Here is a 19,498-nt window from a genome sequence, read left to right on the forward strand (position 1 = left end):
GTGAGAGTACAATGTCGAATAAACCGTTTGTTTACCAGGATCCTTTTCCGCTCAAAAAGGATGACACCGAGTATTATCTCCTCAGCAGTGATTACGTCTCCGTCGCCGAATTCGCCGGCCAGGAAGTGCTAAAAGTTGACCCTCAGGCGCTGACCCTTCTGGCGCAGCATGCTTTCCACGACGCCTCCTTTATGCTTCGCCCTGCTCATCAGCAGCAGGTGGCGGATATCCTTAACGATCCGGAAGCCAGCGAAAACGATAAATACGTCGCGCTGCAGTTCCTGCGCAACTCGGATATCGCCGCCAAAGGTATTCTGCCTACCTGCCAGGACACCGGCACCGCGATCATCATGGGTAAAAAAGGCCAGCGCGTGTGGACCGGCGGCGGCGATGAAGCCGCCCTGGCGCAGGGGGTGTACAACACCTATATCCAGGACAACCTGCGCTACTCGCAGAACGCGCCGCTGGATATGTATAAAGAGGTTAACACTGGCACCAACCTGCCGGCACAGATCGATCTCTATGCTACCGATGGCGATGAGTACAAATTCCTCTGCATCGCCAAGGGCGGCGGCTCGGCGAACAAAACCTACCTGTACCAGGAAACCAAAGCGCTGATCACCCCGGCGAAGCTGAAAAATTACCTCGTCGAGAAGATGCGCACCCTCGGTACTGCCGCCTGTCCACCGTACCATATCGCCTTCGTGATCGGCGGTACCTCGGCGGAAGCGACGCTGAAGACCGTGAAGCTGGCGTCCACCAAATACTACGATGGCCTGCCGACCGAAGGTAACGAGCACGGCCAGGCGTTCCGCGACGTGCAGCTGGAGCAGGAGCTGCTGCTGGAGGCGCAGAACCTTGGTCTCGGCGCGCAGTTCGGCGGCAAATACTTTGCCCACGATATCCGCGTGATCCGTCTGCCGCGTCACGGCGCTTCCTGCCCGGTAGGGATGGGGGTTTCCTGTTCCGCCGACCGCAACATCAAAGCCAAGATTAACCGCGACGGCATCTGGATCGAGAAGCTGGAGAGCAACCCGGGGAAATATATCCCTGAGCATCTGCGCCAGGCCGGGGAAGGCGAAGCGGTGAAGGTAAATCTTAACCAGCCGATGAGCGAGATCCTGGCTCAGCTGTCGCAGTATCCGGTGTCCACCCGCCTGTCGCTGAGCGGGACTATCATCGTCGCCCGCGATATCGCCCACGCTAAGCTGAAGGAGCTTATCGACAACGGCGAGGCGCTGCCGCAGTACGTCAAAGATCACCCGATCTACTACGCAGGTCCGGCCAAGACGCCGGATGGTTACGCCTCCGGCTCTCTGGGGCCGACCACCGCAGGCCGCATGGACTCTTACGTTGATCTGCTGCAGTCCCATGGGGCGAGCAAGATCATGCTGGCGAAAGGCAACCGCAGCCAGCAGGTCACCGACGCCTGCCACAAACACGGCGGCTTCTACCTCGGCAGCATCGGCGGCCCGGCGGCAGTGCTGGCCCAGCAGAGCATCAAGAGCCTCGAGTGCGTGGCCTATCCGGAGCTGGGTATGGAGGCTATCTGGAAAATTGAAGTGGAGGATTTCCCGGCCTTTATCCTCGTTGATGATAAAGGCAATGACTTCTTCCAGCAGATCCAGACCTCGCAGTGCGCCCGCTGCGTGAAGTAACCCACGCCGCCCTTCGGGGCGGCGCTGGTCGATGACAAACCTGTTTTCGTTAGGGTGAGCGCCTTTCTGCCGGGCGGCGGCTTTCGCCTTACCCGGCCTACGAAAAACAGCAATATCAATAAGTTATGCAGTTCTCTGTAGGCCCGCGCAAGCGCAGCGCCGCCGGGCAAGCCCGACGATTGCATTTTGTCAGCGGTCTGGGCCGCCCCTCGGGGCGGCTTTTTTTATGTCGCTTCGCGGCACGAACCACCAAAACAACTTATCAATCTGGCCAATACTTAGTCTTTTAAGCAGGTGAGCTTTGTCGCTATGACGCACTTTTCATCCAAGGAGAAAGTAATGACAACGCATCGCAGTGAAAAAGACTCGATGGGCGCCATCGAGGTCCCGGCCGATAAACTCTGGGGCGCCCAGACCCAGCGCTCGCTGGAGCATTTCCGCATCTCGACCGAAAAAATGCCCGGGGAGCTGATATACGCCCTGGCGCTGACCAAGCGGGCGGCGGCGAAGGTTAACCAGGATCTCGGACTGTTGACGGCGGAGAAAGCCGGGGCGATCGTCGCCGCCGCTGACGAAGTGCTGGCCGGAAAGCACGCGCAGGAGTTCCCCCTGGCTATCTGGCAGACCGGCTCCGGCACCCAAAGCAATATGAATATGAACGAGGTGCTGGCCAACCGCGCCAGTGAACTGCTCGGCGGAGAACGGGGGATGGCGCGAAAAATTCATCCCAATGACGATGTGAATAAGAGCCAGAGCTCAAATGATGTATTCCCCACCGCCATGCACGTCGCGGCGCTGATTGCCCTGCGGGAAAAAGTGATCCCGTCGCTGCAGGCGCTGCGGGCGACGCTCAATGAAAAAGCGGTGGCCTTCAGGGATATCGTCAAGATCGGCCGCACCCATCTGCAGGACGCCACGCCGCTCACCTTAGGCCAGGAGATCTCCGGCTGGGTGGCGATGCTGGACCATAGCCTGAAGCACATTGAAGCCAGTCAGCCGCATCTTGCCGAGCTGGCGCTGGGCGGGACGGCGGTAGGAACCGGGCTGAATACCCATCCGGAATATGCCGTACGGGTGGCGGCCGAGCTGGCTTCGCTCAGCGGACAGCCATTTGTCACCGCGCCGAACAAATTCGAAGCGCTGGCCACTGTGGATGCCCTGGTCCATGCCCACGGCGCGCTGAAAGGCCTGGCGGCCTCGCTGATGAAAATCGCTAACGATGTCCGCTGGCTGGCCTCCGGCCCCCGCTGCGGCATTGGTGAAATCGCCATCCCGGAAAACGAGCCAGGGTCATCGATTATGCCGGGCAAGGTTAACCCAACCCAGTGCGAAGCTCTGACCATGGTCTGCTGCCAGGTGATGGGCAACGACGTGGCAGTGAATATCGGCGGTGCTTCCGGCAACTTTGAGCTTAACGTCTATCGCCCGATGGTCATCCACAACTTCCTGCAGTCGGTGCGTCTGCTGGCGGACGGTATGGCGAGCTTTAACGAGCACTGTGCGGTGGGTATTGAACCGAATCGCGAGCGGATCAGTCAGTTGCTCAATGAGTCGCTAATGCTGGTTACTGCGCTGAATACCCATATCGGCTACGACAAGGCGGCGGAAATCGCTAAAAAAGCGCACCATGAGGGGCTGACTCTCAAAGCCTCGGCGCTGGCGCTGGGCTACCTGACGGAAGCCGAATTCGACAGCTGGGTGCGCCCGGAAGAGATGGTCGGCAGCCTGGCTATTCGCTAGCCAGCCAGAGGTGCAGGCGCGGGATAAGCAATCTCAGCGACTGCGCCTCCGGTTTGTAGCGATACTGCACATTGTCGGCATCATAGTTCAGCAGCTCGCCAATATCCGGTACGCTGACCCCCCGGCTGCCGGACATCAGGGCGATCAGCGGGCTGGGGCAGGCGTACTGTACCTGTTTCTGCTCGCCGGCGTACCAGACGCGGGCGATCGGCTGGACTTTCACCGGTCGTTTTATTTTCAGCCGCGCCCGCTGCGGCAGGGCGGCGATATCCTGATACTCCCTTTCCAGTTTGCTCTGCCACTGCTCCCGGGTCCACGGCGGCACCGCCCGCGGCGCTTGCAGGCTTTTCTCCAGCATCATCAACACCTGGTCGCGGGTCAGATTCTTGATGACGTGCTTATTGGCCCAGCCGAAGCGGATGGTGCTCGGGTCGACGAGGGGCGTCAGCGTGCGGTAGGCGCTTAGGGTGATCAACCCCGGCAAATGACGGTGTACCCACTCAAAACGGGCGGTGGGGGGCAGGCCGGAGTCGACGGTGACGATCTTCTCGAAGGTGGCCTTCAGGGCATTGATATGCTGAATACGCGCCAGCAGATCCTGCTGCTCCGCGGCGGTAACCTGCAGGCAGATAGCCCCCGGCAGGCGTACGGCGGCCTTGCTGCTGCGGTTTTCCGATTGCTGCTGGATAAACAGATGGCTGTAGTGGCGCAGGGCGCGCGCCAGGGCCGTCTTGCCGATGTGCTGCACCACCGGAATAGTGGCCAGCGGATTGTGCTCGGCATCCTTACCGATCGCCGGCAGTTCAAATACCCGGCCCGCCAGCAGACGGCAGTCACTTAACGCCTGCTGGAGCGCCTGCAGCTCCAGCTCGATCTGGCGAAAGGTATTATTCAGACGTTCAACGAGGTCGTAGCTGGCCATTATTACCACCTTAGTTACAACATACTATTAGATTTTTGCAGCATACCCAGCCCGCGGCTTCTGCGCAAGTTTTATTCAGGCAGAGGTGAAATCAGGCAGCTGATGATAGACCGGCCAGCTAAAGCAGAAGCGGGCGCCGCCGAGAGGGCTGGCCTCGCAGCGCACCTCGCCGCCCATCGCCTGGGCGATACTGTGGACAATCGCCAGGCCGAGGCCGCAGCCTCCTGTCGCCCGGTCCCGGCTGGGGTCAAGGCGGACAAAGGGCTCAAACACCCGCTCGCGCTCCTCGGGGGCGATTCCCGGGCCGTCATCCTCAACCAGCAACGATGCGCGCGAACCCTGCAGCGTCAGGCTGACCGCCACCCGCTGGCTGCTGTAGCGCAGGGCGTTATTGACCAAATTATCCAGCACCCGCTCCATCAGTCGCATATCCAGCGCGCCGTAGTTACCGTGGGTCAGCGTCGCCAGGGCGACCTCGCGCTGTGGGTTAACCATCTGGATATCCTCGACGTGATCGCTGATCCAGGCGGGAAAATCGGGAGTCGTCAGGCTGAGCTCCGTCTGCGGGCGGTCGAGGCGGGCGTAGGTCAGGAGCTCTTCAATCAGCGCCTCCAGCTGACCGATATCGCGGTTCAGCGCCTGCGATTCCGCCTCGGTGAGATTCTCGCTCATCTCCAGACGGTAGCGCAGGCGTACCAGCGGTGTCCTGAGTTCATGGGCGATGCCGTCAATCAGCTGCTTTTTGCTGGCAATAAGCGCATTAATGTTATCGGCCATTTGGTTAAAGGCCACCCCGAGCCGCTCGAAGCTGGACATACTGTCGAAGTGAATGCGCTCGCTGAGGTGACCTTCGCCAAAGCGCTGGGCGGCCGTCTCAATGCGCAGCATGTCCTGCCAGTGCGGGCGCATCCAGATAAACACCGGAAAGGCCAGCGAGATAGCAATAAACGCCATCAGCGCCACGTCCAGCAGGCGCATCTCATGCAGAAAATAGAGATAGGGCACCGGGCCCACCGACAGCACATAGTGGCTGCGGGGAATGCGCTGAATAAAGGTGTACTGATCGTCGAGGGCGACGATATCGCCGGCGCGCAGGTGCTGCATCGAGCTTTCCGACAGCTTAAATTTGCTGATCGGCTCGATGTGCAGATCAAACGATAAATTCAGGTCCAGCTCTTTAAGGGTCTTGCTCCAGTCGCGCGGCGGTATCTCCCGCAGCTCGCTGCGCATCAGATACAGCGAGCTTTTCATCAAATCGTCAAGCGACTGCCGTCCGGCGCGCTCCGCGGTAAATTTATAGACCAGACCGACCAGCATGGTCATCACCAGAAAGCAGACGAAGAGCAGAAGATAGAACTGCACGAACAGCTTTTTCATTACATTACCGCGTATTCAAGAGAAACCTGTCTGGCGCCCCAGGGGCATCTTCTGCGCGTCGGGGAGTCAATGTTATCGATATCCCCGGGCGAGGCGCGGGGAAATCATAGATACGCTATCAAAGCAGGGTTTATGCCCCCTGACAATAGCCAGCCTGGAGACAGAACGGTAAAAAGGTGACAGTGTCACTCGATGCGGTGATTTCTTCACCCTCGGGGGGAGCAGGGCAATCGTATTTTGTGCGTCGATGGATACGCTACTCACGATAATAAGGAATGTCTACCGGATAGGTGGTCGTCAGACTCAGCAGCCGACAGCGCACCAGCTTTTCCGTTTCGGCATACCAGTAAGCAAACTCGCCGGTGGTCTGGTGGTAAATCATCTGATCGAGGTTGGCAAACGGGATCACCAGCAGCGGCCCCTGGCGAACGTGGCCGCCGCCGGTTTCAAAGTCATGCTGCTCCCAGGATTGCTGGGTATGTTCATAGCGATGAAGGATCACCTCGATTTGCCCGCGCTGCGGACAGAGGAGTCGAATATCGGCGTTGTCGAGGGAAAAAGCCCAGCCAGAGAGAGAAGTGAACAGTGAGAGTGCCAAAAGTACAACGTATTTCATCATGCAAAAGTCCTGTGTTTTCAGGCTTTATGTCACTCTGACAGCGGTAAGTCCTTGAGCACAATCATATTGAGGAGTTATGTGATGGGGTTCTGTACGGCTAATTCTATTGATTTAATCAATATGACAAGTTCCGGTGATGAATGTGCGCGCCAGGGACGAACGCAGCAGGCAGCAAACGTGATAACTTTGCCGCCGGCGAGTGCGCGATGAGCGGGCCCCTCGCAGGGCCGCAGAAGGGCTGCTTAGTTATCCCAGGCGTGAGGGGCGAACAGGTAGCCTTTGTTGCGAACGGTCTTAATACGATAGGGCTCCGTGGCGTTGTCGAGCAGTTTTTTGCGCAGGCGGGAGATAGCCACGTCGACGCTGCGATCCATCCCGTCATAGGTAACGCCGCGTAAATTTTTCAGCAGTGCGTCGCGGTCCATAATCTGCCCGGCGTGGGTGGCCAACTCCCACAGCAGATCGAAATCGGCGGTCGACAGGGCGACGTTTTCTCCGCCAAGCAGCACCTGGCGGTTGACCGGGTCAATGGTCAGCGAGCCGAAGGAGATGGTTTTATGTGGCGTGAGCGTTGAGGAGGCGGATCCGGCGCCTGCCGGAGCAATATGCTGGCGCAAATGCAGACGCAGTCGCGCGAGAAGTACCGCTGGCGGGGTGGTTTTCAGAATATAATCGCTGGCGCCCATCTCCAGGGAGAGGATATGGTTCATATCGCTGTCGAGCGAAGTCAGCAGGACAATCGGCCCTTGCCATTGCCCGCGCAGATCGCGACAGAGCGTCATTCCGTCCTTGCCGGGCAGCATAATGTCCAGCAGCACCAGATCCGGTTTCTCCCGCGCGATCACCTCCTCAGCGCGGTCGCCGCGAGGCTCGACCACCACATCCATATCATGCTTGCCGAGATAGGCGGCGATCAGCGTGCCTACCTCAGGGTCATCCTCAACAAAAACGATTTTATTCATGTCTATTGCACATCAGTAAAAGAAGTAACATACACCGCACTTATTTTACCCGCCATTACTCTTTTATAAACAGCGTTAAATCCGCTATGCTGCCCTAACTTATTGATTCACTGTTAAGGCATACGGGCATGGGGCTGTTAATCAAAGGGCTGTTGGGAGCGCTGGTGGTGGTGCTGATTGGCGTGCTGGCGAAAACCAAAAACTACGCTATCGCTGGCCTGGTCCCGCTGTTTCCCACCTTTGCGCTCATCGCCCATTATATTGTCGCCAGCGAGCGGGGGATCGAAGCCCTGCGCGCGACCATCGTATTCGGCATGTGGTCGATTCTTCCCTATTTTATCTATCTGCTGTCACTGTGGTATTTCACCGGGATCATGCGCCTGCCGTTGGCGCTGGCAGGCGCGGTGGGATGCTGGGGGCTGTGCGCCTGGCTGTTAATCCTCGGCTGGAGCCGTTTCCACTAGCGCAGCGGGCGGCCGCCGTCGACAGCGAATGAGCGGCCGGTAACGTAGCGGCTGGGAAACAGGTAATCGATGAGATCGCTAATCTCTTTTTCGCCAGGGGCGATTTTCATCAGCGATTTATCCAGCGCCTGTTGACGATAGGCCTCGTCGTCACCCTCATTAAACATGATTAGCGACGGCGCAATGGCGTTGACCTTAACCTCTGGCGCCAGCTTGCGAGCGAAGGAGCGGGTCATGTTATCCAGGGCGGCTTTGCTGGCGGCGTAGGCGATATGTTTGTCGCTCCCGCGCTCCACCACGTAATCGGTGATATGGATAATGTCGCTGGCGGCATGGCCATGGCCGCGCAGCAACGCCTCCAGGGCATGGTTGAGCAGATAGGGGGCGTGGACGTGGATCTGCATCATGCGGTTGATGACGGTGCTCAGCGGGACGCCCGGCTTTTCCGCCATCCAGTCGCTGGCGTTATGGATGATGGCGCGCAGACCGTCGGTGTGTGATTTGACCGCTTCAGCGAAGGTCAGAATGCCGTCATCGCTGCTAAAATCGGCCTGCAGGCAGAGCGCGCCCGCTTCGCGCAGGCCGTCAATCGCCGGATAGGGCGTACGATAGCTGACGATGACCGGCTGGCGCTGCTGCAGAAAATGGTGTGCCAGAGCGAGGCCGATGCGGCGGCCTGCTCCTGTGATCAGAATCGGGCGGGGCTGTTGTTCAGCCATGGGTATCTCCTATGCGTTCTGCGGCAGGGCGACCGCTTACCCCACCAGCATCCACGTTGCCGGCACAGCGGCAACCAGCAATAAACCAATTAGCGCCACTTCGCGGCGTTTGAGCGAACGATCGTGCTGGTGCGTACGTCGGGCGTACAAAAAGACCAGAAGACCCGGAGCGTAAAGTACCACCGACAACAGCAAATGCACAGGCCCCGACGCGTATAATAACCATATGCCATAAATACAGGCGCCGATAGCCACCGCTTTATGCAGCGGGCGAGTGGCGATTTTCAGCAGAAAGGCGCCGACCAGCAGATAAGGCACGAGAATCATCTCAGAGGCAATGGTCAGCAGCGTGCCGTAGTCCGATCCGGTCAGCCAGATCAGCACCAGCGATACCTGAACGCTGATATTGGTCAACCACAATGAGGAGGAGGGGGCGTTGTTGCTATTCTGACGGGCAAACAGGCGCGGGAAGGCTTTATGAGTGGCGGCGAGGAAAGGCACCTCCGCGGCCATGATGGTCCAGCTGAGATAAGCGCCGCACACCGACACGATCAGCCCGGCGGCAATGACGATCTCCCCCCACGACCCCATCAGCCTGACCATCAGTCCCGCCATCGACGGGTTGCGCATTTCGGCCAGTTCGCTGCGCGGGACGACGCCCAGCGACAGCAGGGTGACCAGCAGATACACCGCGAGGGCCGACAGCACCGCCAGCAGCGTCGCGCGGCCAACGTCGCGCTTGTGTCGCGCCCGCGCGGACACGACTACCGCCCCCTCCACGCCGATAAACACCCACAGGGTGATCAGCATGGTGTTTTTGACCTGTTCCCATACCGGCACGCCCAGCGCCAGGCCGCTAAAATCGAGGCGGAACGTATCCAGCTGAAAGGCCAGGGCGGCGAGCGCGACAAAGGCGCCCAGCGGCAGAAGCTTGGCGAGGGTGGCCACCAGGTTAATCCCCGCTGCCGTCTGAACACCGCGCAGGACCAGAAAGTGGACGACCCACAGCAGAACCGACGCGCCAACGATAGACTGCCAGGTATTACCATCGCCAAACAGGCGCAGCTCAGGGGTATCGGTGAAAAAACTGAGCGCCGAAAAGACGATAACCAGATAGGAGACGTTGGCGATCACCGCGCACAGCCAGTATCCCCAGGCGGAGCAGAAGCCGATCAGTTCGCCGAATCCTTCGCGAGCGTAGGTGAAGATCCCGCCGTCGAGGTCGGGACGAATACGGGTCAACAGCAGCATGGCGAAAGCGAGAAACAGGATCCCGACGCCGGTGATGGCCCAGCCAATGAGCAGAGCGGAGGGGCTGGCCACGGCAGCCATATTTTGCGGCAAACTGAATACGCCAGCGCCGAGCATTGAGCTAAGGACCAGGGCGGTCAGGGCGCTCAGGCCCAGTTTCTTTTCCATTGCATTCCCGAGGTGAAAATGGCTGTTCCAGAATATTTATTTTGCGAAATCGCATAAAAATGGAGGATTGCGCTAAGGCGCGGGATTTTACGGAGTGTCCGGGGGCCATGCAATGGCGGGGGATGAAAAAAAATGAAAAGGCGGCAATGCGCCGCCTTTTTAGCCAGCCAGCAGCGATTATTTGTACAAATCGGCGCTGATGGTGATGTTGCCGCCGCGTTCCTGCCACTGGCGGGTGATATGGTAGTACTTCGCCCCTTTCTTCGCCGCGCGTTTCGCCGTCTGATAGGAGATTTCGGTCATGTTGCCGTAGTTGCCGGTGAACTGGATGTTATCGAACGGCACCATTTGCGCCGCAGTCACTTTGTTCACTTCTTCGACTTTAGTGCCGTTCGGCAGAGTGACAGTGTAACGTCCACCTTTCGAAGACTGAGTCTCAAAGAAACGCCCAACGCCGGTACCCGAACCCACCGCGGCGGTGGTGGCAACGCCCGGAATTTCCACGTTCTTCGCCGCTTCGCCGCCTTTGGCCAGCGCTGCGCGGCCAGCTTCAGAGTCAGCCGGGATAGCGTCCGGGCTCTGCAGCACGCGTTTTTCAGCATCTTTTTTGTAGATATAAGCGGTAATGCGCTGGTTGCCGCCCTGGTTGGCGTCAACCTGGCGGACGATAAAGAACGCATAGGCGCCTTTTGCTTTCGCCGCTTTGGTGATGGCGTCGTTGACTTCCGGCTGGCTGCGATAGAAGCCCTGAACGGTGACGGTGTCGTAAGGCATCAGCTCAACGGCCTGATCTTTCGGCAACTCCATCACGCCGTTGATAATGCGATTCTTCGGCGCATCCGCTTTCGGCGCGTCTTCTTTATAAAGGTCAGCCGTGACGCGCCAGTTGCCGCCATTGCCGTAGTCCGACGTGTCGACAACATAGAATGAGGCCGCGCCGTCTTTGTCGGCTTTGCGCGATACTGCCTGTACCGCATCGCCAATGGCATTAAACCGGCCGGTGACGACAACGCGATCGTAGGGCTTCAGCGCAGCCGCCTGCTCCGGGGTCAACTCGGTCGCTGCATGGGCAGACAACGTGGCGGTTGTCAGGAGAGCAGACGCCAGGAGGGTGTTTTTAAGCTTCATAAAAATAATCCTTTGCCTTGCGCAAACCATATACTGGTGTTGTTGTTGACTGAAAACGTTTGATTATTGCATTTAATCGCCGTGACTGTCTGCGTCAATTTTTGCTTGCCGCCCGAATCGTATACTACGGAAAGATAACATTTTTCGATATGTTGAAAAAACAGGCGCTTGACCAGCAAAAACGATAATCAATACCACTTTTATTAGTTAATGTAATGTTAACACAATGATCTCAATGGCGATAAATGGCGTTTTATACCGCAGGATAAGCGGATTATCAGGCCTGGGCGGCAAATTCAGGTAAATATTGCTGCCCGGACCCATCTGAGCTGACAATAAGCAATAAAATCAAAATTTGTGTTTTATCGCAGTAGATCACAATCGGTATTTTCAGTAGGTTATAAAAAGTTTGTTACTGTTTCATTTTGTAGACAGCGAAAGATGGCGAGGAAGATTTTGCCGTCCTGGCGTTGTTGGGCAGAAAAGTAAACCATCATCAAAAACCGATGGAAGGGAAAACTATGCGTATTGGTGTACCACAAGAAAGGCTAGCCCAGGAGACCCGGGCCGCCGCCACGCCGAAGACCGTTGAGCAATTGCTCAAACTCGGCTTTAGCGTCGCGGTAGAAAGCGGCGCCGGGAAGCTGGCCAGCTTTGACGATGAGGCCTTTGCCGAGGCAGGAGCTGAAATCGTGACCGGCGACGAGGTATGGCAGTCTGATGTCATCCTTAAGGTCAATGCTCCGAATGACGATGAAATTGCCCTGCTGAATCCGGGGACCACGCTGATTAGTTTTATCTGGCCGGCGCAAAACCCGCAGCTGATGGAAAAACTGGCGGCCCGTAATATCAACGTAATGGCGATGGATTCCGTGCCGCGTATTTCCCGCGCCCAGTCGCTGGATGCGCTCAGCTCAATGGCCAACATCGCCGGGTACCGCGCTATCGTTGAAGCGGCGCATGAATTTGGTCGATTCTTTACCGGGCAGATTACGGCGGCAGGCAAGGTTCCGCCCGCCAAGGTGATGGTCATTGGCGCCGGGGTAGCCGGTCTGGCGGCGATTGGCGCCGCCAACAGCCTGGGCGCTATTGTTCGCGCCTTCGATACCCGTCCGGAAGTGAAGGAGCAGGTGCAGAGTATGGGCGCCGAGTTCCTCGAGCTGGACTTTAAAGAGGAAGCGGGCAGCGGCGATGGCTACGCCAAGGTGATGTCTGAGGCCTTTATTAAGGCTGAAATGGCGCTGTTCGCCGCGCAGGCGAAAGAGGTCGATATCATTGTCACCACGGCGTTAATCCCGGGCAAACCGGCGCCGAAGCTGATCACCCGCGAAATGGTCGACTCCATGAAATCGGGCAGCGTGGTGGTCGATCTGGCCTCGCAAAACGGCGGCAACTGTGAGTACACCGTACCGGGCGAAGTGGTGACCACCGCCAACGGCGTGAAAATCATCGGTTACACCGATCTTCCTGGCCGTCTGCCGACCCAGTCCTCCCAGCTCTACGGCACCAACCTGGTGAACCTGCTGAAGCTGCTGTGCAAAGAGAAAGACGGCAATATCGTTATCGATTTCGATGACGTGGTAGTGCGCGGTGTGACCGTTGTTCGCGAAGGTGAAATAACCTGGCCGGCGCCGCCGATTCAGGTCTCCGCTCAGCCGCAGGCCGCGGCGATAAAAGTGGAAGCGCCGAAAGAAGCGGTGAAACCGGCGTCGCCGTGGCGCAAATATGCGCTGATGGCGCTGGCGATTATTCTCTTCGGCTGGCTGGCCAACGTGGCGCCAAAAGAGTTCCTCGGCCATTTCACCGTCTTCGCGCTGGCCTGCGTGGTGGGTTACTACGTGGTGTGGAACGTCTCCCATGCGCTGCATACGCCGCTGATGTCGGTGACCAATGCCATTTCGGGCATTATCGTGGTTGGCGCGTTGTTGCAGATAGGCCACGGCGGCTGGGTCAGCTTCCTGAGCTTTATCGCGGTGCTGATCGCCAGCATTAATATTTTCGGTGGTTTTACCGTGACTCAGCGCATGCTGAAAATGTTTCGCAAAGGATAAGGGGTAGCACATGTCTGGTGGATTAGTAACGGCTGCATACATTGTTGCTGCAATCCTGTTTATTTTCAGCCTGGCGGGCCTGTCGAAACACGAAACGTCGCAGCAGGGCAACTATTTCGGCATCGCCGGGATGGCCATTGCCCTGATTGCTACCATCCTGGGGCCGGACGCCGGCAACGTCGGCTGGATTATTCTTGCGATGGTGATCGGCGGGGCGATCGGTATTCGTCTGGCGAAGAAGGTCGAGATGACCGAAATGCCGGAGCTGGTGGCTATCCTGCACAGCTTCGTGGGGCTGGCAGCGGTGCTGGTGGGTTTCAACAGCTACCTGCAGCATGAAACCGGTATGGAGCAAATTCTGGTCAATATTCATTTGACCGAAGTGTTCCTCGGGATCTTCATCGGCGCGGTGACCTTCACCGGTTCGGTGGTGGCGTTTGGTAAATTGCGCGGCAAAATTTCCTCCAGGCCGCTGATGCTGCCCAATCGCCATAAGCTGAACCTGGCGGCGCTGGTGGTTTCCTTCATCCTGATGGTGATTTTTGTTCGCTCTGACAGCACCGGCACCCAGGTCCTGTGCCTGCTGGTGATGACCGCGATCGCGCTGGCCTTTGGCTGGCACCTGGTGGCCTCTATCGGCGGTGCTGACATGCCGGTGGTGGTCTCGATGCTCAACTCCTACTCGGGCTGGGCGGCAGCGGCGGCGGGCTTTATGCTGAGTAATGACCTGCTGATCGTCACCGGCGCGCTGGTGGGCTCTTCCGGCGCCATCCTCTCTTACATTATGTGTAAGGCGATGAACCGTTCCTTTATCAGCGTGATCGCCGGGGGCTTCGGCACCGATGGTTCCTCCAGCGGCGGCGATGAAGAAGTGGGCGAGCATCGTGAGATTAGCGCCGAAGAGACGGCGGAGATGCTGAAAAACTCGCACTCGGTGATCATCACCCCGGGCTACGGTATGGCGGTGGCTCAGGCGCAGTATCCGGTAGCAGAAATTACCGAGAAGCTGCGGGCGCGGGGTATCAAAGTACGCTTTGGTATTCATCCGGTGGCCGGGCGCCTGCCGGGGCATATGAACGTCCTGCTGGCGGAAGCCAAAGTGCCTTACGACATCGTGCTGGAGATGGATGAGATCAACGACGATTTCAGCGACACCGACACCGTGCTGGTGATCGGTGCCAACGATACCGTCAACCCGGCGGCGCAGGACGATCCGAAGAGCCCGATCGCCGGCATGCCGGTGCTCGAGGTGTGGAAAGCGCAGAATGTGGTGGTCTTTAAGCGTTCAATGAACACCGGTTACGCCGGCGTACAGAACCCGCTGTTCTTTAAAGAGAACACTCATATGCTGTTTGGCGATGCTAAAGCCAGCGTCGATGCGATCCTGAAAGCGCTGTAATGTAACATCATTGTTTTACAACGTTTGTTTATAAGCCGTCTCCTGTGAGACGGCTTTTTTATATGCAAGGGGATGCCTGGAATTGTTCATAAAATAAGCGGCAAGAGGTGATATAATGTTCCGGTTCTTACATCAGACAGAGGATATTATGGATACCGAGTTAACCCCAACGCAGATGGCCATCGAATTCTTACGCCGCGACCCCACCGTCATGACCCCAGCGCAGTATCTGAAAAAACTTAAACTGCTGGAGCTGGAGTTTGCTGACCTGATGGCGCTCTCCTCGCTGGAGCTGAAAGAAGAGATCGATCTGGCCTGGCGTCTGGGTATCCACTAAGCCATTCTCGCTGGACAGCGACAGGGGCCGTCAGCGGCCCTTTTTTTGTGCCTGGCTGGCAGCAAGCAAAAAAATCCCCCGCGAGGCGGGGGAAGATGAGTGGTAGCGGTTAATCGTCGTCGTCGTCGTCCAGTTCCACCGGCGTCTGGTAGGCCTCCGGTTTCAGCACCAGCAGGTCACAGCGCAGGTGGTCGACAACCTGTTCCGCGGTATTGCCGAGGAACGCCGCCGACAGGCCGGTACGTCCGACCGTTCCCAGCACCACGATCCCCGCCTGCAGATGCTCGGCGAGATCCGGGATCACCTCCTCAGGCAGTCCTTTTTCGACGTGGGTGAATTTTTCATCGATGCCAAACTTCTGCCGCAGCGCTTTCATCGCCAGCAGATGCTGGCCGCGGATCGCGTCGTTGTAGACGCTGGGATCAAAATCCGGCAGTTCTATCGCGATATTGATCGGCGTCACCGGGTAGGCACCGATCAGGTGCACTTCAGTGTGGTTGACTTCTTCCGCCAGCGACAGCGTCTCGCGAACCAGCTTCTCGTTAAGGGTGTTGTGATAATTCTCTTCGCTGGCGAGATTGACGGCGACCAGCGCTTTGCCGCCTTCCGGCCACGGCTGGTCTTTGACCATCCACACCGGGCAAGGGCATTTACGCAGCAGATGCCAGTCCGTCGGGGTAAAGATCACCGCCTCCAGTTTGTCGTGCTGGTGGGCCATCTTCAGCAGCAGATCGTGTTTCTCACTGACCACCTCCTGAATAATCGCTTCGAAGGGGCGGTTGTGCCACACCACTTTCACGTCAATCGGCACGGCCGATTCCAGGTAGAATTTCGCCTGCTCGCGGATCCAGGCCGTTCGTTGGGCAATGACGCCCTGGCGCATTGCCGTCCGCTCGTCCGGCGACAGCAGGGTGGTCATTTCATAGGAAAAATCATAGATCGGCAAAAAGGCTTTGATGCGTCCACCAATCCGTTGGTGCAGGTACACCGCTCGCCTTAGCGCCGGCTGGTCGTCCTGGTTAGGATCGATTACTACCAGCATGCTCTGATACTTCGCCATACAGGGTCTCCTTACAACTGCAGCTACCGTCAGTTATTAAAAAGATAACCTATATGGATGAATTGAAACAGGGGAGGAGCCTGGTCAGATCAACAAATCTGAAAAAATTGCCGATCGTGACCAGGTATTGCGCAGAGATTAAGCGACGTTGCGCGCCTGCCCGGCCAGCTGGGCCAGCAGATCGCTGTTTTCAATAGTGATATATTTGCCTTTCACCGCCAGCATGCCGCTTTTCTGAAAACGGCCCAGCAGACGGCTGATGGTTTCGACGGTGAGGCCGAGATAGTTGCCAATATCGCCGCGGGTCATGGTCAGCCGGAACTCACGTGGTGAGAAGCCGCGCTGGGCGAAACGACGAGAAAGGTTATAGATAAACGCGGCCAGGCGCTCTTCGGCATTCTTTTTGGAAAGCAACAGGATCATATCCTGGTCGCCTTTAATCTCACCGCTCATCAGGCGCATCATCTGCTGACGCAGATTGGGCATTTTTCCGGAAAGATCGTCAAGAGTTTCGAAGGGGATCTCGCAGACCATTGAGGTTTCCAGCGCCTGCGCAAAGCTCGGGTGCAGACCGGTGCCGATGGCGTCAAAGCCCACCAGGTCGCCCGCCAGATGGAAGCCAGTGATCTGCTCATCACCTTGCTCGGTGATGGTATAGCTTTTGATGGTCCCGGAGCGAATAGCGTACAACGACTTCAGCTCATCACCGGCTTTGAACAAGGTTTGACCTTTCTGGATAGGCTTTTTCCGCTCGATAATATTATCCAGCTGATCAAGCTCATGCTCGTTCAGAGTAAAGGGGATGCAGAGCTGGCTAATGCTGCAATCCTGACAATGGATTGCACAACCGCCAGACTGAATGCGTCGAATAATTCGCTTCTCAGGGATCATATGTCTGCTCAGGCCTTAATTGATATTGGTCAATTTTAACATCTTTTTGATCAGCAGGTAAGTCTTCAGGCCCGGAAACACGTAATATCAGCAGGGTAAATCAAATCGCTTGTGTATCTATTTGATTAAAAACAGATTATTACGCCACTTTTGATTGTAAAATTACCTGAAAATTCCAGAAAAGGCATTTTCAGTCAAAGCAACAGATAGCCCTCATGACGCAAAAGCCACTCTTTACGCTGTACGCCGCCGGCATAGCCGGTCATGGTGCCGTTGCGCCCGATGACCCGATGGCAGGGCACCACGATACTCACCGGATTGGCGCCATTGGCGGCGCCCACCGCGCGCGCGGCGCCGGGACGACCGAGCGCCTCGGCCAGTTGGCCGTAGTGCATCACCTGGCCACAGGGGATATCGCGTAACGCCTGCCAGACCTGGCGCTGAAAAGGGGTGCCGGCGGTGGCGGTAGGCAGAGTCTCGATAATGGCTAAATCGCCGGCAAAATAGTCGCTCAGCTTACTGCTGAGACCGCCGGGATTGCGGCAGTCGACGCGCTGATAACCTTCCCGACGATAGTGTACGTCGAGCAGCGTTTCCATCCGATCGCGGTGCTCGTCCCACTCGACGGCGCGCAAATTAAACTGTTCGTCGCAAAGCACCCACAACGGCCCCAGCGGGGTATCCATTTTATCCTGCAGCAAGGTCAACATCGTTTCTGTCATCCACCATCGTACATGAGAGGCACACGATACCACGCGCTGACGGCAGTCAACTATACTCCCAAAAGGTAAAACCGCATCGCCAGATAGCACGGCGGGCTATCCGCCGTGGAGGCATTCTGCGATCGCCACGATGATTTATTTTTGGATCGATCCTGGCGGGTTACCGGACAGGGTTTTTGCTACTTTTAAGCTGACGACGTCGGTCCTCCGCGCCGCCGTGCGCGCTCGGGAAAGTGCTACCGCGTCGGCGCGGCGCGGTTAATAACTCAGAGGTGGAGCTATGCAATATATACTGACTGGCGTAATCGTACTGATCTTCAGCGGTCTGGTTATTCACGGTATGTCGCTGTTGCTTGAGCGGGGGTATCGCGCGCTTTTCGGCATATTCGCCGGAGCCGGGGAAGCGACCCGTAAGTTCAAAGTGAAGATATCGCGTTAAGCTAAGGCGGCCGTCCCTGGCGCATCGGTGGGTTAAGACAGCCGCGGATAGATGCCAGGGCCGATCGGCAGTCCCACCAGATACCAGCCCACCAGCAACAGCAGCCAGACGGCGAGAAAAATCAGCGGGTAAGGGAGCACCAGCGAGTAGTAGGTGCCGAGGCGGGCATCCGGCCGGTAGCGCTGTAGAAAGCCGAGAAACAACGGCACAAACGGTGACACCGGCGCCAGCGGCAGCACCGATGAATCAGCGATACGAAACAGGATCTGCGCAAACGCCGGGTGAAAGCCCAACAGCATAAACATTGGCACGAAGATCGGCGCCAGAATCGACCAGATGGCCGAGCCGCTGGCGATAAACATACACAGAAAAGCCGACAGCAGCGCAAGGCCGACAAACGCCGGAACACCGTTCATGCCTGAACTCTCCAGCAGGTCCGTCAGACCGACGGCCATAAACTTGCCCATGTTGCTCCAGTTGAACATCGCCACGAACTGCGCCAGCGGGAAGACCATCACGATAAACCCGGCCATCTCTTTCATCGGCTCAATCATCAACTGCGGCAGGTCGGCCTGGCGGCGAATTTTGCCGGTGGCGATGCCGTATGCCAGCGACACGACAAAGAAGAAAAAGATAATTAGCGGCACGATGCCTTTGATAAACGGCGAGGGCATGACCGTATGCTGAACCGGATCGCGAAGAATACCGTTTTCGGGGACCACCATCAGGGCGATGACCGCCACGAATACCAGCGTCGCCACGCCGGCGATGCGCAGGCCGAACCGCTCCGCGGGCGTCAGCGTCTGCAGCTTTTCATCACGACTGCCTTGCCACTGGCCCAGCCGCGGCTCGACCAGCTTATCGGTGATCAGTCCGCCGACGAGCGTCAGAACGATCACCGAGGTCGCCATAAAGTACCAGTTGTCGATCACACTGACGTGCAAAGAGGCATCGATGGACTTTGCCGCCTCGGTGCTGATCCCGGAGAGCAGCACGTCGGTGGTGACAATCAGTAGATTGGCGGTAAAGCCGCAGCCCACGCCGGCTATCGCCGCCAGCAGACCAGCGACAGGATGCCGACCGACGGCAAGAAACATCAGCGCTCCCAGCGGCGGCATAATCACCAGCGCCGCATCGGAAGAGATATGGCTGAAAAAGGCGATAAACAGCACCATATAGCTGGCATAGCGGGCGCTGACGTGCGAGGCCATCTTGACCATCAACGCCGGTAACAGGCCCACCCGCTCGGCAAAGCCGGCGCCCAGCACCAGGGCGAGGATCGCCCCCAGCGGCGCGAAACCGCTGAAGTTTTTAATCACGTTCGGCAAAAACCAGTGCAATCCTTCCACGCTGAGCAGGTTTTTGACCACCACCCGCGAACCGTCAGTTGGGTTTTGTACCCCAACGTTGAGTGCGGAGAGGATTGCCGTGGCAGCGATCAGCACGGCGATGAGATAGATAAACAGCAAAAACGGGTGCGGGACCTTGTTACCGATCTTCTCTACCCAGCCATAGCGCTTTCCGCCGGGGGAAGATGACGGTATGGATGACATACTCATGGGCATTCCTCTGTTGTCGTTGTTGTGTTGGG

Annotated in this window: 18 protein-coding genes; 7 read left to right on the plus strand and 11 right to left on the minus strand. The window is 57.6% G+C overall.

From position 1 onward, the window contains the following. Positions 1-11: 11 nt before the first annotated feature. Positions 12-1,658, plus strand: a complete 1,647-nt coding sequence (gene fumA / locus HMPREF3140_RS14415) for a class I fumarate hydratase FumA (protein ID WP_002903313.1) — start codon at positions 12-14, stop codon at positions 1,656-1,658. Positions 1,659-1,997: 339 nt separating this feature from the next. Beyond that, positions 1,998-3,398, plus strand: coding sequence for a class II fumarate hydratase (gene fumC, locus HMPREF3140_RS14420; protein WP_002903315.1), 1,401 nt, complete (start codon positions 1,998-2,000; stop codon positions 3,396-3,398). Here fumC and tus read toward each other — a convergent pair. From tus to rstA, 4 genes are all read right to left on the minus strand, one after another. Then, positions 3,388-4,320, minus strand: a complete 933-nt coding sequence (gene tus, locus HMPREF3140_RS14425) for a DNA replication terminus site-binding protein (protein ID WP_009760668.1) — start codon at positions 4,318-4,320, stop codon at positions 3,388-3,390. The genes fumC and tus overlap by 11 nt on opposite strands. A 75-nt stretch (positions 4,321-4,395) precedes the next feature. Next, positions 4,396-5,697 (minus strand): two-component system sensor histidine kinase RstB, encoded by a 1,302-nt coding sequence (gene rstB / locus HMPREF3140_RS14430; RefSeq protein WP_004151564.1) that lies wholly within the window; start codon positions 5,695-5,697, stop codon positions 4,396-4,398. Between the two features lie 256 nt (positions 5,698-5,953). Beyond that, complete coding sequence (locus tag HMPREF3140_RS14435) at positions 5,954-6,316, minus strand: hypothetical protein (RefSeq protein ID WP_070553019.1); 363 nt, start codon at positions 6,314-6,316, stop codon at positions 5,954-5,956. 242 nt (positions 6,317-6,558) lie between these two features. Continuing rightward, positions 6,559-7,278 carry a two-component system response regulator RstA gene (rstA, locus tag HMPREF3140_RS14440; protein WP_002903377.1) on the minus strand — a complete coding sequence of 240 codons (720 nt, stop codon included), beginning with the start codon at positions 7,276-7,278 and terminating at the stop codon, positions 6,559-6,561. 128 nt (positions 7,279-7,406) lie between these two features. On the opposite strand from rstA, the gene HMPREF3140_RS14445 reads away from it, so the two are divergent. Then, on the plus strand, positions 7,407-7,742 hold the full coding sequence (locus HMPREF3140_RS14445; protein ID WP_002903379.1) for a GlpM family protein: 336 nt from the start codon (positions 7,407-7,409) through the stop codon (positions 7,740-7,742). Here HMPREF3140_RS14445 and folM read toward each other — a convergent pair. The 3 genes from folM to ydgH all read right to left on the minus strand — a co-directional run bounded on the left by folM (position 7,739) and on the right by ydgH (position 11,008). Next, entirely contained in the window at positions 7,739-8,461 is a 723-nt protein-coding gene (gene folM / locus HMPREF3140_RS14450; protein WP_070553020.1) for a dihydromonapterin reductase, read from the minus strand. The genes HMPREF3140_RS14445 and folM overlap by 4 nt on opposite strands. Before the next feature lie 36 nt (positions 8,462-8,497). Continuing rightward, a complete protein-coding gene (locus tag HMPREF3140_RS14455) occupies positions 8,498-9,880 on the minus strand; it encodes an amino acid permease (protein WP_004176332.1) in 1,383 nt (460 codons plus the stop codon). Positions 9,881-10,057: 177 nt separating this feature from the next. Next, the gene (gene ydgH, locus HMPREF3140_RS14460; RefSeq protein ID WP_002903384.1) at positions 10,058-11,008 is read right to left on the minus strand and encodes a DUF1471 family protein YdgH; all 951 of its coding nucleotides are present in this window, start codon (positions 11,006-11,008) and stop codon (positions 10,058-10,060) included. Positions 11,009-11,529: 521 nt separating this feature from the next. Here ydgH and pntA point away from each other — a divergent pair. The 3 genes from pntA to HMPREF3140_RS14490 all read left to right on the plus strand — a co-directional run bounded on the left by pntA (position 11,530) and on the right by HMPREF3140_RS14490 (position 14,795). Then, the gene (pntA, locus tag HMPREF3140_RS14480; protein WP_020804008.1) at positions 11,530-13,059 is read left to right on the plus strand and encodes a Re/Si-specific NAD(P)(+) transhydrogenase subunit alpha; all 1,530 of its coding nucleotides are present in this window, start codon (positions 11,530-11,532) and stop codon (positions 13,057-13,059) included. 10 nt (positions 13,060-13,069) lie between these two features. Further along, entirely contained in the window at positions 13,070-14,458 is a 1,389-nt protein-coding gene (gene pntB, locus HMPREF3140_RS14485) for a Re/Si-specific NAD(P)(+) transhydrogenase subunit beta (RefSeq protein ID WP_002903386.1), read from the plus strand. 148 nt (positions 14,459-14,606) lie between these two features. After that, positions 14,607-14,795, plus strand: coding sequence for a YdiH family protein (locus tag HMPREF3140_RS14490; protein WP_002903388.1), 189 nt, complete (start codon positions 14,607-14,609; stop codon positions 14,793-14,795). Positions 14,796-14,904: 109 nt separating this feature from the next. Here the strand turns inward: HMPREF3140_RS14490 and uspE are convergent, their stop codons facing one another. The 3 genes from uspE to ogt all read right to left on the minus strand — a co-directional run bounded on the left by uspE (position 14,905) and on the right by ogt (position 17,456). After that, positions 14,905-15,855 carry a universal stress protein UspE gene (gene uspE / locus HMPREF3140_RS14495; RefSeq protein ID WP_032411438.1) on the minus strand — a complete coding sequence of 317 codons (951 nt, stop codon included), beginning with the start codon at positions 15,853-15,855 and terminating at the stop codon, positions 14,905-14,907. A gap of 138 nt (positions 15,856-15,993) precedes the next feature. Next, a complete protein-coding gene (gene fnr / locus HMPREF3140_RS14500) occupies positions 15,994-16,746 on the minus strand; it encodes a fumarate/nitrate reduction transcriptional regulator Fnr (RefSeq protein WP_002903394.1) in 753 nt (250 codons plus the stop codon). Between the two features lie 194 nt (positions 16,747-16,940). Continuing rightward, the gene (gene ogt / locus HMPREF3140_RS14505; protein WP_004224598.1) at positions 16,941-17,456 is read right to left on the minus strand and encodes a methylated-DNA--[protein]-cysteine S-methyltransferase; all 516 of its coding nucleotides are present in this window, start codon (positions 17,454-17,456) and stop codon (positions 16,941-16,943) included. 292 nt (positions 17,457-17,748) lie between these two features. Between ogt and HMPREF3140_RS14510 the strand changes: the two genes are divergently transcribed. Then, entirely contained in the window at positions 17,749-17,907 is a 159-nt protein-coding gene (locus HMPREF3140_RS14510) for a hypothetical protein (RefSeq protein ID WP_002903398.1), read from the plus strand. A 32-nt stretch (positions 17,908-17,939) separates the two neighbouring features. Here HMPREF3140_RS14510 and abgT read toward each other — a convergent pair whose 3' ends face one another. Beyond that, positions 17,940-19,466, minus strand: coding sequence for a p-aminobenzoyl-glutamate transporter (gene abgT, locus HMPREF3140_RS14515; RefSeq protein WP_014907663.1), 1,527 nt, complete (start codon positions 19,464-19,466; stop codon positions 17,940-17,942). Between the last annotated feature and the right edge of the window lie 32 nt (positions 19,467-19,498).

The sequence above is a fragment of the Klebsiella sp. HMSC16A12 genome (genome assembly GCF_001808265.1).
GTDB lineage: Bacteria > Pseudomonadota > Gammaproteobacteria > Enterobacterales > Enterobacteriaceae > Klebsiella > Klebsiella pneumoniae.

Bases quoted from the DNA above. Each gene is read 5' to 3' on its own strand.
- pntB (WP_002903386.1), top strand. From the start codon at position 13,070: ATGTCTGGTGGATTAGTAACGGCTGCATACATTGTTGCTGCAATCCTG.
- rstA (WP_002903377.1), bottom strand. From the start codon at position 7,278: ATGAATAAAATCGTTTTTGTTGAGGATGACCCTGAGGTAGGCACGCTG.
- fumC (WP_002903315.1), top strand. From the start codon at position 1,998: ATGACAACGCATCGCAGTGAAAAAGACTCGATGGGCGCCATCGAGGTC.
- HMPREF3140_RS14435 (WP_070553019.1), bottom strand. From the start codon at position 6,316: ATGATGAAATACGTTGTACTTTTGGCACTCTCACTGTTCACTTCTCTC.
- HMPREF3140_RS14510 (WP_002903398.1), top strand. From the start codon at position 17,749: ATGCAATATATACTGACTGGCGTAATCGTACTGATCTTCAGCGGTCTG.
- folM (WP_070553020.1), bottom strand. From the start codon at position 8,461: ATGGCTGAACAACAGCCCCGCCCGATTCTGATCACAGGAGCAGGCCGC.
- tus (WP_009760668.1), bottom strand. From the start codon at position 4,320: ATGGCCAGCTACGACCTCGTTGAACGTCTGAATAATACCTTTCGCCAG.
- HMPREF3140_RS14445 (WP_002903379.1), top strand. From the start codon at position 7,407: ATGGGGCTGTTAATCAAAGGGCTGTTGGGAGCGCTGGTGGTGGTGCTG.
- fnr (WP_002903394.1), bottom strand. From the start codon at position 16,746: ATGATCCCTGAGAAGCGAATTATTCGACGCATTCAGTCTGGCGGTTGT.
- fumA (WP_002903313.1), top strand. From the start codon at position 12: ATGTCGAATAAACCGTTTGTTTACCAGGATCCTTTTCCGCTCAAAAAG.
- ydgH (WP_002903384.1), bottom strand. From the start codon at position 11,008: ATGAAGCTTAAAAACACCCTCCTGGCGTCTGCTCTCCTGACAACCGCC.
- pntA (WP_020804008.1), top strand. From the start codon at position 11,530: ATGCGTATTGGTGTACCACAAGAAAGGCTAGCCCAGGAGACCCGGGCC.
- uspE (WP_032411438.1), bottom strand. From the start codon at position 15,855: ATGGCGAAGTATCAGAGCATGCTGGTAGTAATCGATCCTAACCAGGAC.
- HMPREF3140_RS14455 (WP_004176332.1), bottom strand. From the start codon at position 9,880: ATGGAAAAGAAACTGGGCCTGAGCGCCCTGACCGCCCTGGTCCTTAGC.
- HMPREF3140_RS14490 (WP_002903388.1), top strand. From the start codon at position 14,607: ATGGATACCGAGTTAACCCCAACGCAGATGGCCATCGAATTCTTACGC.
- abgT (WP_014907663.1), bottom strand. From the start codon at position 19,466: ATGAGTATGTCATCCATACCGTCATCTTCCCCCGGCGGAAAGCGCTAT.
- rstB (WP_004151564.1), bottom strand. From the start codon at position 5,697: ATGAAAAAGCTGTTCGTGCAGTTCTATCTTCTGCTCTTCGTCTGCTTT.
- ogt (WP_004224598.1), bottom strand. From the start codon at position 17,456: ATGTTGACCTTGCTGCAGGATAAAATGGATACCCCGCTGGGGCCGTTG.